Genomic DNA, 12,947 nt, shown 5'->3' on the forward strand with positions numbered 1-12,947 from the left:
TTTTATTTTTAGACTGGTTTTTCATATTAATTAGGCGCCGACCTTGATAGCAATATTGCTTTAATTTCGCTGTAGCGCTGTTGCTCACACAATGCGAAACCACTTAATTGGCGTACTTTATTGCGTGCAAATAGCGGCACACTCATTCCCGCTAAAAACCGACATTGGGTTTCAATGCCAACATTATGCACCCCTTTCGTTGCCATATGTGCCAAAAACTCATCCACCTTTTGATATATAAGTACTGTATCAATTTTTGCAGGAGTGATTGAATATTCAAGCTTGACCGCATGTCCACGGCACACACTACAATGCCCACATTGCTCGGGCGCATTCGCATCATCAAAGTAACGGGCTAAGTTATAGCTTAAACAAGATTGCAGCTCAAAAAAGCGCACCAAAGCAGCAATCCGTTTTATTTCAGCTTGCTCTTTATCGGTAAAGTAATCATGTAACTGCTGGGCAAGTGCAGGGTTATTAATCACCTCGCTATGCACTTTGTACACTTGAGTAATACGCTTAGTTTCAAGGGTGATAAGGTTTTTTTCTGCTAAATAATCAAGCGCGGCTACAACACGTTTACGGTCAACCTGTGCGGCTTGCGTTAGGGAGTCAAAGTTAAGTGTGCCCCATATTTTTTTAAAGTCGGTATGGCTAAATATTTGCGATAAAAAAGCTTGGCGCTGCTGATCAAACTGATTAAGCAACTCATTTTTATCAACTAAAAATTTATACTTAAAATCGGCGTAATACGCATATTGCGGGGTTATTGCACCTTGTATTTCCAATTGTACCAGTAAGGTTTTAAGGGCAAGCTGGCGAATATTACTTTCACTAGATAAGCTATATTCTTGCATTTCCCATTGCTGTTGAGCTTGGCGAATATCGTTAATAACATATTCAATACCGCCGAGCTCTGGGGTATCGCCGTACACAAAGTTTTCGACTGTATTTAAGCCATCTAGATTAGCCAGCGTATAGCAATTCGATGGGTTGCCATCACGTCCTGCTCGGCCAATTTCTTGGCTGTAGTTTTCAATTGATTTAGGTAAATCGTAGTGAATTACAAAACGAATGTCTGATTTATCAACCCCCATGCCAAAGGCAATAGTGGCGACCACTACATTTATTTTTCCCGCCATAAAATCATCTTGAATTTGCCCGCGTAGGGTGTCTTCAAGCCCGGCATGATACGCCACCGCCTGCAGGCCCTGTGCGCTTAACATATTGGCTACTTGTTCAGCACTTTGCTGCAGCGTGACATACACAATACCGGGGCCGGTTTGCGCACGGACAATTTCAGTAAGCTCAGTATTTTTATCAGCCGTTTTAACACTCAGCACATTTAAATCTAAATTAGCGCGATAAAACCCCGTTTGCACAATGCATTGTGGATCAATAGCAAATCGCTCTGCCATATCGCGTTTAACTTTTTTAGTAGCGGTGGCGGTTAATAGTAGCACTAACGGAATATTTAGCTCTTCACGGTAACGCGGTAACTTTAAGTAATCGGGTCTAAAGTTATGACCCCACTCAGAAATACAATGCGCTTCGTCTACTACCAACATAGAAAGTGCCACTTGGCTAATAAATTCTCTAAAGCGTTCGTTTTTAAAGCGCTCAACTGACACCATTAACACTTTAATTTTACCACCGCGCACATCGTTCATTACCGTACTGCTTTGCATTTGATCTTGGCTTGAATCAAGACTTGCGGCATAAATGCCTTTACTGTTTAAAAAACTTATTTGATCTTTCATCAACGCTAATAATGGCGATACTACCAAGGTTAAATGCGGTAAATGTAACGCAGTAAGTTGATAGCACAAGGATTTACCCGACCCCGTTGGAAATATAGCCAGTGATGATTGGCCATTTAGCAATTGCTCTATGGTTTGTTGTTGCCCTGCTCTAAACTGATTAAAACCAAAATGTTGCTCAAGAGACTGAACTAGCGAGGTACTCATAAAAGCGTCCTTTTTATGTCGGTGCCCATAAATACTGTAAATGCGCAGTAGATGAAATATTTGCATATCAGTATACAGCATATCATTGGATTTATTGCTGACATATCCTTCAATTAGGCGCACACTATAGCCCTATAAAAGCATGCTTTTCCAAAATAATTTTTTGATACCCAAGTCATTTTAAAAATCAACGTACAGAAATTGCTTCGGTATATTATTTTTAAGGGCATAGTCATGGACAAAACCATACCAAAAATTGTCATCATAGGCGGTGGCGCTGGTGGGCTGGAGCTAGCAACTCAATTAGGGCACAAATTAGGAAAGAAACAACACGCAAATATATTACTCATTGATAAAAACCGCACTCATATATGGAAACCGTTATTGCATGAAGTAGCAACCGGCTCTATTGATGCGGATTTAGATGGCGTTGTATACTCAGCGCATGCGGCCAAGCACCACTATAACTTCCAACTTGGTACTTTTTGTAACCTCGACAACAATAATAAAACCATTACCTTAAGCCCTCTATATGACGAGTTAGGGCATCAAATATTACCTAAACGAACCGTTCACTATGATCATTTAGTTATTGCCATTGGCAGTGTCAGTAACGACTTCAACACCCCGGGTATTAAAGACCATTGCTTTTACCTTGATTCAAACCAACAAGCCGAGCGTTTTCAACACGCCTTACTAGATAACTTTACTCGCCTTCATCAAGACGACGACCCATTGCATTCATTAAACATTGCTATTGTTGGCGGTGGGGCAACTGGCGTTGAGCTCTCAGCTGAGTTGTATCATGTTTCTGATTTACTCAAAATATACGGTTTAACCAATATGTCGGCGAAACGCTTGCACATACATTTGATTGAAGCGGGTCCCAGAATTTTACCTGCCCTGTCTGAGCGAATTGCTAGCTCAGCCAAACGTGAATTATTAAGATTAGGGGTTACCGTACGAGAAAACACCCAAGTTAAACAAGCAACCGAGCATGGCTTTATCACTAATAATGACGAGCAAATAAATGCGGATATTATGGTGTGGGCAGCAGGGGTAAAAGCCCCTGACTTCATTAAAGAGCTAGACATATTTGAGCTGACACGTAGCAATCAAATAAAAGTGAATGATTACTTACAAAGTAGCCTAGACCCTCAAATCTATGTGCTTGGTGATTGCTGCGCGTTTACCCAAGACGATGGGACGCAAGTGCCGCCACGCGCACAATCGGCTCATCAAATGGCGCAATGCGTTGAAAAAAATCTAATTGCTACACTACGTGAGCAGCCCCTGAAAAAGTTTGAATATAATGACCATGGCTCACTGGTAAATTTATCGCGCTACAGTACGGTGGGCAGCTTAATGGGTAACCTAACCAGTAGTAGCTTTTTTATTGAAGGTAAAATTGCCCGCTTTATGTATATTTCACTATATAGAATGCATCAGCGCGCTATCCACGGCAGTGCCAAAACCTTTGCTTTGTGGATCAGCGAAAAGGTGCTGCGTGTTGTTCGCCCAAAAATGAAACTACACTAAATAACCTGAACTCCGGATAATAAACATAAATATCATTTTGATTAAATATGTTAGTAAATCTCTTAACTAGATTTCAGGTTAAATAGCTACATCAGCCGCGGTAATAAATAAGATTAAACAAATATTTATTACCGCCGTCTTTAATTTTTCACAATTCCCATATAAATTTACATAAACCACTCACGGAATTTAGTAATGACCTTTAAAACGCTTATTTTTAATTTTGATGGTACCGGCAGTGAACCCCGCGACGCAGATCAGTTCAGTACAGAGCATTTTAAAGAAGACGCCAGTATTTCTAATATTCTAAAACTACACTTATTGCTCGGCGGTAAACTTGATGATTCACCCACTACCCCATTTTCACAGCAATTAAGCTTTTATTACCAAGGCATAGGCACCAAAGGCAGTCGTTTAAAACGAATTTTAAATCAAACACTTGCCCCACGTTCTGAAGATGTGGCCAGCATTTTGACTCAGGCTATCACAGATTTTAAGCAGCATTATCAAAGTGGCGATACTGTTCTACTTACCGGTTTTAGCAGAGGCGCTGCATTAGCAAGGCGTTTTGCTAAATGCCTAGAGCCATTAATAAATGAGCAAGTATATTTGTGTGTTTTTGACACCGTGGCCTCAATTGGCCTGTCAAAGATAAATAAAGCGACCCGTGGCGCAGAGCATGTGGTTTTTGAAAACCATACTATTGCCAATAATGTAGCTGGGGCCCTGCATTGTGTTGCGCTTGATGAGAAACGACGGGCCTTTGAGCCCACATTAATGAATCAACAAGCAAACATTACCGAGCTGTGGTTTGCAGGAGCCCACTCCGATGTAGGAGGAGGCTACTATCGCGATGGGCTTGCCGATATTTGCCTGCGTTATGCGCTTGAGTGGCTCATTGCTCAGCCGCTATCGGTTTCGTTATTAACCAGTCATGACATAGACTATGAAAACCTTTTACCTGAGAGTAACTTGGTTGCCCAAGACGATGTGACTGTTATTCCCGATCCACTGGCGCTAAGTCATCAGCAAAATTACTTTTGGTTAAACCCATTTTTCAAGCTGGTTGATAGGCAGTGCTGTGTATTAATTAACGATGAAATTAGCCACAACGCTCCATTAATACATCACAGTGTTGCACAGCGAATTAATAAACTAACCAGCTATCGCCCTGAATCGTTAAAAAATATACATTATAAAATGATTTACAGCGATGACAGTACACTAAACTTTATGGGGCTAAGTGCTCATATAATGCTCGCCAATCAAAATATGAGCTTACTGAGTGTTAATCAAAGCCAAGATGTGATGGTGTACGCCAGTGAAGCCTACAACGCTACCGGCTTAATGCTTGCCCAAGATGCAACGTATCGCTTTACTCCTTACCCTAACCAATTTTGGTATGACGATGGTGTAAAGTGCCCTCCTTCTGGCTGGCATCGCGATAATGTGCAACTCGGCGTTAAAGAAATCCCTATGGCATTACTTGAGCCATTTAGGCGTTTAGCCACGGCGCAGTGGTTTAGCTTAATAGGGACCATTGGCCAAAGCGATGACCATGCATTTGAAATTGCCGAAGGCGTTGAAATAACCATTAAAAAATCAGGAGAATTTTGTCCATTTGCTAATGATTTAAGTCGTTTTTATGGGGCGAATGCTGGCAGAATAAAGCTCAGGGTAACACGCTTAAGCTGATAAAGTGCCCTAATAATCAGTGCACTTTATACTGCAAAGTGCACTGAGCTAGGGATAGCTGGTGGATGTTATTGCTTTTTCATTTTATGCCCTTTCACGGCATAAAATAATATAAATAAGTAACAAGGTAACAATACAGAGTAGCCAGTTTGTAGCGAGGTAAAGCCGCTCAGTAAGCCCCATAACACCGGACCAAATGCACCGCCCGCTATACCCATTACTAACAGTGCTGAGCCTGTGCTGGTTAGTTTACCTAAACCCGATAACGCAAGTGGGAAAACCGCTGGCCAAACAATGGCGTTTGCTAAGCCTAAAAAGGCAATTAGCAGTAAAGCATCTGGTAAATTAGCGCCTCCTAAAGGCACCAGTATGGCATTGGCAATAACAAAAGACTGCGCATCAATAAACAAAATGCACAGGGTGATCACAATACCCAATACAGCCGATGCTGTTAAGGCCGCTTGCTGAGAGATAAATTTAGGGATAAGTAAAATACCTAAAATATAACCAAACACCATAAACATCATAGTGTATGAAGTCATTACCCCATAGTTTTCAATACCCAGCGATAGTGCAAAAGTACCTATGGTATCGCCAGCAATAACCTCTACCGCAACATACAAAAAGATAGCAATAGCACCTAACACCAAGTTTGGATGAGAGAGTGTTTCACGAATTTCACCTTTATCGTTTATTGCTTCTACTTCATCATTGATAAGCTCAGGCAGCGGAGACTTTTTAACCGCAAAAGCTAATATACCAATGAATAAGGCCATGCCTAAGTAAGGTAAAATAAGGCCATTTGCCATATCATCAACTTGCTGTTGGCTTAGATCTGTGCCCACGGTACCGGTAAAGTTACTTAAAATTAAGGCGGTAAAAACCATCGGTGAGATAACTCCTGCGCCTTTATTTAAAATCCCCATAATACTAATACGTACAGCAGCCGATTCTTCTGGCCCTAAACGTACTACATACGGATTAACCGCGGTTTGTAATAAGGTTTGCCCTGCACCCATTACCAACTGCGCTAGTAAAAACAAAGGAAAAAACTGCGACATAGCAGCAGGAATAAACATTAAGCCTGCTAACATCATACAGCCCATCCCCAATGCCATACCGTTTTTGTAGCCGACCTTTTTGATCAGTACTGCCGAGGGCAGCGCAGTAAATGTGACCGCAATATAAAAGGAAAATAAAATTAACGACCCTTGAAATGGGGTTAATTGTAAAATTTGACTTAAGTAAGGCATTAACGAGCCATTGAGCCAAGTAGCAAAGCCCAGTATAAAAAATAATACCGCAACAATGGCCATGGGGACCACGCTACTATTTTTGGACGTATCCATAACATTGGTTGTCATGTTATTTTCCTTTATTTATATTTATTATGTTGTTAACAAACCTGAGCGCCGCCAATCCACGTGCTAATGACTTGTTGTTGTGTGTTTAATTGTACAAAATCTGCTGGACTACCCAATATTAATCGCCCGTGTGTGGCAGGCAACTTTAAATACTGAGCAGGATATAAACTCGCCATATTAAGCGCTTGCGCTAATGGCTGTTTTAAATGAGTTACAGTGTTTCTAACTGCGGTTGCCATATCAAGCGCAGAGCCGGCCAACTCACCTGTTGTAGAGGTGAGTTTACCATTATCTAAGGTGACAGTTCGGTCAAAAAAAGCAAACTGAGTATCATCTGTTCCCACAAGTGGCATCGCATCAGTAACTAAAAATACGCGCCCCATTGGTTTTGCTTTTAATGCCAGTTGGCATGCTGCGTAATCAACATGATGGCCATCAACAATTAAGCCACAATAAGTATCATCATTTAATAATGCACAGCCAACCACTCCCGGCTCACGCCCTTGTAGTGGTGACATAGCATTATACAAATGCGTAAATCCGGTTGCCCCAGCATCAACACCTTGTTGAGCCTGTGCAAAGCTTGCATTGGTGTGGCCTAAGCAAACCTGAACTCCTAAATTGCGCATTTTGGTAATATCGCTTGGCAAAACATTTTCAGGCGCTAAGGTTACAACGACTTTACCTAAATCTTGGCGAGATAACACCTGCCATTCTTGTTCAGAAATAGGACGAATAAAATCAGCGCTGTGAGCACCCTTTTTTGCCACTGACAAATGCGGCCCTTCAAAGTGAATACCAATAATACCTGGCGTTTGTTGGGCTATCGCCTGAGCAATTACATCGGCTGCTTGGCGCATTACTTCTACGGTGTCGGTAATTAACGTTGGCAGCATAGCAGTTGTACCGTATTTGGCATGTGCTAGCAGTATTTTTTTAACCCCTGCAACACTGCTAGTACGGTTAAACAACTCACCGCCACCGCCATTAACTTGTAGGTCAATAAAGCCAGGTGCGACTAAACCCGTTAGGTGCTCATCTGCCTGCTGCACGTTATCATCTATTGCTGTAATAATACCCGCATCAACGCTTAGCACTTTGTCGTTAACAAAGCGCTCGCCATCAAAAAACTGGGCTACATGAATTCGTTTAACTGACATTTATAATGTCCTTGTTACTTTTTTAAGCCCCTTTGGCTCATCAGGATTAAAACCACGGCTTAATGCCACTTTTGCCACATCAAGGTAAAAACGCTGTAATACTAAAAATGGCGCTAATCGCGAGTGTACTTTAATACCTTGTTGGTTAAGGCTAATCACTTGTGCACCGCGTTTTTTGACCTCAGCAATTTGCTGCTGATGTGACTCTTTGGTTTCATCATCAACCGAACAATCTAAAATCACTAACCCTTGCTCAACTAAGGTCACCGGACCATGTAAAAACTCCGCACTACTAAATGACTCGGCATGAATAGCACACACCTCTTTAAGCTTAAGTGCCATTTCTTTTGAGATAGAAAATCCTAAACCACGTGCCAATACCACCATATTCTTAATATTTGCAAACTCAGTAGGTTGCAGCTGAGTTGGCGAATCTATAATGGCATTAAGCGCGCTAGGTAACTCGTCAAGCCCTTGTAATAATGACTCATTTTGAGTCCAATTAGCAACAATATGTACTAGGGCTGATAACGTTGCCAAATAGCTTTTTGTTGCCGCCACCGAAATTTCATCGCCGGCTTTAAGAGGAACAAAATCATCGACTATGTCTTGTAGAGGTGATGCTTCATCGTTAACCAGCGCAATACAATAAGCGCCTGCCTCTTTCGCCATTTTTGCCTGGGCAAGAATGTCTGGGCTGCGTCCTGATTGAGAAATTACAATCACAACAGCGCCTTCAAGCTTTAATGTTTTACCATATACACTCGCCACTGATGGCGCTGCAGAACTGACCGGTACACCCGCTTCAATTTCAATTAAATACTTACCAAAAACACCAGCATGATCTGATGAACCGCGACCAATCATCATAACCACCTTAGGGGCCATATCGCGAAGCTTATGACCAATTTTTTCCACTAAAGGTTGGTTGGCAATAATTTGCTTTTCAATAACATTTGGCGTTTGCGCCGCTTCTTTTTCCATTAGTGTGTTAAACATCATAACTCCTGGCTGCTGTAATTAACGTGCTGTTGTTTAGCGTAAAGTACAGACCCCATTTCTGGTGACGATAATGGGGCTGATAAAATAGCTTGTATTTCTGGGTCTAACCATGTTGTCATCACGGTTGATAAGCCACCAATAAACGAAAGCCTTGGTGGGTTTTTATCTAATAATTGTCGTGCAATGTCGCTTAAATAAGCGCCACCTTCTTTTAAAATGGCAATTGCTGTGGCATCGTTCGCCTGTGCTGATTGAAAAACACAACCTGCAAGTTGCGCAAAAAAGGCTGCAGGCTTATTGGCAATCACTTCAACAAGTTGCATTGCATCGCTGACTTCTAAATACTTCATTAACAAGTTAGTAAGCGCACCACTTGGGATTAATTTATCTAGGCTAAGCAGCACATACTGACAAGCAGTAAAGCCAATCCATGCACCACTGCCTTTGTCACCATGTGGAAAGCCATGACCACCAATCATAAACGATTGGCCATTAACGTATGAAAATCCACACGAACCAGTGCCAGCAATCATCACTGCGCCATCCTCGCCCTGATGAGCGCCCATACAAGCAATAAGTAAATCAGTAGTTAAGTGCATGGCTTTAAATGGGTGTTGCCATTGTGTCATTTGATTATGCAAACTTGGTAAGTTAACCCCTGCTAGGCCAACCCCTGCAATAAGCTCAGATAAAGGCATATCTTTAAGCCCTGCATCTTGTAATGCTAAACGCGCTGATTGCTCAATAGAATGAGTTGCTTGATTAAAACCATGTAACGGGTTACCTGGGCCTGCCACACCGGTGCCGACTATGTTATTACAGCTATTGACGATAATTGCTTTACATTTAGTGCCGCCGCCATCGATCCCCACAAAGAGTTGATTGTTTTTAATATTGTTGGTGATCATTTTTGCCTCTTAAGTTGTTCGACCGTTTTGCAAAACACTAAAATAAAGCCGGACTGTCATACTGTATGAATCTTATACTAGCACAAATGACAGCGTTGTCATTACTTTTATTTACAAATAAATAACTTCTTCAATCGTCAATAATTTAACGGAAAAACGCACCTTAACGGTGCGTTACTTTAAGCTTTCTGCTTACACGACTAGCTGATGGAGTCTTAGATCGAACCCATACATCTTGTGTTACTTTGACAGGTTGTGTGTAGGTTTGCCATTGCTCATCACCTTGTTTGTATTCAATCACTAAACCAGGGTAAGCAATATTAGCGTACAACATGCTATTCTCAATTTTAGCACCTGCATTTGCAAGACGATAATGCACATCAGCACGTTCTAACTTGGCAAATTCTTTAAGCCCCATGGTAGCAGCAAAAGTTTGCCATTGCTGATCGCGCTGCTGCTTTAATTCAGGGCTAAAGCGATTTGTTTGTTGGCTGTAAACAAAGCCATTGTGATCATACGGTACCGCCCAATCCGCTTTATGCCAAGCGCGCTGTGCCAGCGATAATAATCGTGGGAATAGCTTATATTCAGCCATATTATTGGTACGCGTATTTTCGCTCCATAATTGACCCTGAATACCCACAAAACGTTTATCTTTAGCTAAAGGCGCGGATACGACCTTGCCTTGCTCATCATGCTGTAATGTGTCATCAGCTACATAAGGCTTATCTTCTCTATCAAGCCAAAATTCAGCATGAATAGGCAAATTATCTGGCATAAACTGAAATATTTTCTCAGTATTTATGTGTCTTGAAGCCCAGTAATAACCATGCTCTTGTGGGTCTGCCTCATACGGAAAGTCAAAATACAGCACATCTGGCGACGAAAGCACTGCTTGCCAATTTCTATTGGCAAATTCATGTGCACGCTGATGGCCATTCCACATTAATAAATCCCAAATATTACCTTGCACAACCTCTGGCATATTCTCTGGGTTAGTATGCGATAAGCCATCGCTCCATGCTGCGGTTTCAATATTCATATCAGCCAACATATTAGCGATACGTTCAATAAAATAACTGCCCAGCTGACCTGCTTCGGTAATTTCTAACTTATTTTGTTTAATAAAATCAGCACAAGCAGGTGAATCGACCCATGCTCCGGCGGTTTCATCGGCACCTATGTGATAACGAGTTAGCGGATGCTGTGCCTCGCTATGAATACTTTTTACTTGTTCCATTACTTCACGGATAAACGCATAGGATGAGTCTAAACACACATTAATGGTATTGTCGTTGTAGTGCTGTACCGACGAATAGAGCGTTGTATCAAGCGGGTCATAAAGTAAAAACTGTTCGGCTTTTTGTTTATCGCCTTGTTGTATATATTTATTATAACGCGCTTGCATGGATTTAATCGCAGCGCGAGAATGTCCTGGCATATCAAGCGATGGGATCACCTGAATGTGACGTGCACTCGCCGCTTTAAGTATTTCTTGGTAGTCTGCTACCGAATAATAGCCGTTTGCCGCACTTGAAGTATCAAGCCCTGCGCCTAGTTGTGGCATTAAACATTGCTGCTCACTTTGATCAAAACAACGCTTTGCACCTATATCTGTAAGTTCAGGCAGTGATGGAATTTCTAAACGCCAGCCTTCATCATCACCTAAGTGTAAATGTAGCTTGTTAAGTTTATAAGCAGCCATTTGATCAAGTAACTTTAAAATAAAGCCTTTATCACGAAAGTTTCGCGCTACATCAACCAACACACCTCTAAACTGGTAATGCGGCGCATCAATAACTTCTCCCACAGGTAATATATTACTGTTAACCTGATATAAGCTCGCTAAACTTTGCAGAGCATAAAAAACACCCGTTTCGTCAACTGCATCGATTACAACCTCATCGGCTTTAATTGCTAATTTATAACTACCATTAAGCTGATCTTTTTTAACAGTGGAATTGAGTGTGACCTTAATTGCCGCTGCATCATCGTTTAAATTAATACCTAGTAGTTCCAGCCGCTCGATTGCAGCCAATACACTTGATTTATTAACTTCTGCATAATTAATATTAAGCCCTTGGCTAATATCAAGCGTTTGAGTTTGACTAAACTCGCTAACGCGTGGGGTGGGTATAATTTGCTGAGCAATGACATTACTCACTTGATTTTGCGAGGTTAAATAAGCTGAAAAGTCATACTTTTCATTACGCTCAAACAAGCGTTCAGCAGTAAGCCACTGTGTTTTGTCGCCCGCAGTACGTTTAAACTGACGAGTGTAATCGGTATAAGGTTCTACATGAGGTAATAGCTCTAAGCCGGTCTCTGGATCAATTTTAGGCTTTGTACTTTCAATCACTTTAGCTGTGTCGTTATTATTCACCACGATATAGTTAGGAATAGCGTCGCTTTGCGATAATGACCAAAAATGCGCATAAAAAGTAATCGTTTTAGTCTCACCGGCTTTAAAGCCAGTAAACCCATCTTTAAGCTCAATGACATGAATATCGCCATTAACGTGTTTAATAGTAAATTCATCGCTAATCGACTTTTGTATAGGCGTAATTTGACTAAAGTAAATTTTCCATTGGTCAACGTTAATTGCCGAGTTGGCAGTTAAATGTAAATTCGCTTTAAAACAGTGACCGTTTTCAATATCTGGATCGCACTGTGCTGATGGGCGGTTATCAACTTGCTGATATTTTATTTGTAATGTTTTAGCAAGTAACTCCACCGCACTATCGTTTGCAGGGCTTAGCTGAACCGATGCCGTATTTTGTCCATCAACATTGCCCTGACATGCACTTAAACCTAGTGCTAAGCAGCATGCTGTCAGTAATGATTTAATCTTCATTCGCTACTTTCCTCTATTGTATTAACTTAGTCACTTAAGCACCTATTTCAAATGCTAAAAATTAAGCCGATTTTTCAATGCATTCATTCTTAGTGTGGTTAGTTTATAATGTACCATCAGCTAAAAAATATTTTATGCTTTTAAATTAATCACTATTCATATCTAGTAATTGCTACCTTAGCCAAACAATCCACTACGAAGGTTTTAAATAATAATTAACATTGCGCTTTAATTTATGACAACGCTGTCATTTAACTGTTAATGTATCCTTTTTTTTCTTTTATAGCTACATAGGGGGCAAAAAAGATACAAAAAATTTACATGCATACGTCTTTTTTTATTTTAAATCACTGTATTTAAATGAGATTTAAATATTACTAAATCATTACCTGAAACTTTATCTACCATTCTCTCAAGAAAGGCGTATAAATTAACTGTTAAAATTCAATGATGTCTTT

General features: G+C 40.9%; 8 protein-coding genes. 2 read left to right on the forward strand and 6 right to left on the reverse strand.

Going from position 1 to position 12,947, the window contains the following annotated elements; translation table 11 throughout:
• Positions 1 to 26 precede the first annotated feature (26 nt).
• Entirely contained in the window at positions 27 to 1,967 is a 1,941-nt protein-coding gene (locus tag P3J6_RS09650) for a RecQ family ATP-dependent DNA helicase (protein ID WP_198522867.1), read from the reverse strand.
• A gap of 234 nt (positions 1,968 to 2,201) precedes the next feature.
• Here P3J6_RS09650 and P3J6_RS09655 point away from each other — a divergent pair, with 234 nt between their 5' ends.
• Together P3J6_RS09655 and P3J6_RS09660 are read left to right on the forward strand one after the other, a co-directional pair.
• Positions 2,202 to 3,506 carry an NAD(P)/FAD-dependent oxidoreductase gene (locus P3J6_RS09655; protein ID WP_010389488.1) on the forward strand — a complete coding sequence of 435 codons (1,305 nt, stop codon included), beginning with the start codon at positions 2,202 to 2,204 and terminating at the stop codon, positions 3,504 to 3,506.
• Between the two features lie 195 nt (positions 3,507 to 3,701).
• Positions 3,702 to 5,201: a phospholipase effector Tle1 domain-containing protein gene (locus P3J6_RS09660; protein ID WP_198522868.1), complete on the forward strand. Its 1,500-nt coding sequence runs from the start codon at positions 3,702 to 3,704 to the stop codon at positions 5,199 to 5,201.
• A gap of 68 nt (positions 5,202 to 5,269) precedes the next feature.
• On the opposite strand, the gene nagP is transcribed toward P3J6_RS09660, so the two are convergent.
• The 5 genes from nagP to P3J6_RS09685 all read right to left on the reverse strand — a co-directional run bounded on the left by nagP (position 5,270) and on the right by P3J6_RS09685 (position 12,489).
• A complete protein-coding gene (nagP, locus tag P3J6_RS09665; protein ID WP_198522869.1) occupies positions 5,270 to 6,565 on the reverse strand; it encodes an N-acetylglucosamine MFS transporter NagP in 1,296 nt (431 codons plus the stop codon).
• Positions 6,566 to 6,597: 32 nt separating this feature from the next.
• Positions 6,598 to 7,725, reverse strand: a complete 1,128-nt coding sequence (nagA, locus tag P3J6_RS09670) for an N-acetylglucosamine-6-phosphate deacetylase (protein WP_198522870.1) — start codon at positions 7,723 to 7,725, stop codon at positions 6,598 to 6,600.
• Entirely contained in the window at positions 7,726 to 8,724 is a 999-nt protein-coding gene (nagB-II, locus tag P3J6_RS09675) for a glucosamine-6-phosphate deaminase NagB-II (RefSeq protein ID WP_198522871.1), read from the reverse strand.
• Positions 8,724 to 9,635, reverse strand: coding sequence for an N-acetylglucosamine kinase (gene nagK, locus P3J6_RS09680; RefSeq protein WP_198522872.1), 912 nt, complete (start codon positions 9,633 to 9,635; stop codon positions 8,724 to 8,726). Before nagK ends, nagB-II begins: the two co-directional genes overlap by 1 nt.
• Before the next feature lie 163 nt (positions 9,636 to 9,798).
• The gene (locus tag P3J6_RS09685) at positions 9,799 to 12,489 is read right to left on the reverse strand and encodes a family 20 glycosylhydrolase (protein ID WP_198522873.1); all 2,691 of its coding nucleotides are present in this window, start codon (positions 12,487 to 12,489) and stop codon (positions 9,799 to 9,801) included.
• Between the last annotated feature and the right edge of the window lie 458 nt (positions 12,490 to 12,947).

This window comes from Pseudoalteromonas sp. 3J6, assembly GCF_903995135.1.
Taxonomy (GTDB): domain Bacteria; phylum Pseudomonadota; class Gammaproteobacteria; order Enterobacterales; family Alteromonadaceae; genus Pseudoalteromonas.

Coding starts and splice junctions, on each gene's coding strand:
- P3J6_RS09650 (WP_198522867.1), bottom strand. CDS start 1,967: ATGAGTACCTCGCTAGTTCAGTCTCTTGAGCAACATTTTGGTTTTAAT.
- P3J6_RS09655 (WP_010389488.1), top strand. CDS start 2,202: ATGGACAAAACCATACCAAAAATTGTCATCATAGGCGGTGGCGCTGGT.
- P3J6_RS09660 (WP_198522868.1), top strand. CDS start 3,702: ATGACCTTTAAAACGCTTATTTTTAATTTTGATGGTACCGGCAGTGAA.
- nagP (WP_198522869.1), bottom strand. CDS start 6,565: ATGACAACCAATGTTATGGATACGTCCAAAAATAGTAGCGTGGTCCCC.
- nagA (WP_198522870.1), bottom strand. CDS start 7,725: ATGTCAGTTAAACGAATTCATGTAGCCCAGTTTTTTGATGGCGAGCGC.
- nagB-II (WP_198522871.1), bottom strand. CDS start 8,724: ATGTTTAACACACTAATGGAAAAAGAAGCGGCGCAAACGCCAAATGTT.
- nagK (WP_198522872.1), bottom strand. CDS start 9,635: ATGATCACCAACAATATTAAAAACAATCAACTCTTTGTGGGGATCGAT.
- P3J6_RS09685 (WP_198522873.1), bottom strand. CDS start 12,489: ATGAAGATTAAATCATTACTGACAGCATGCTGCTTAGCACTAGGTTTA.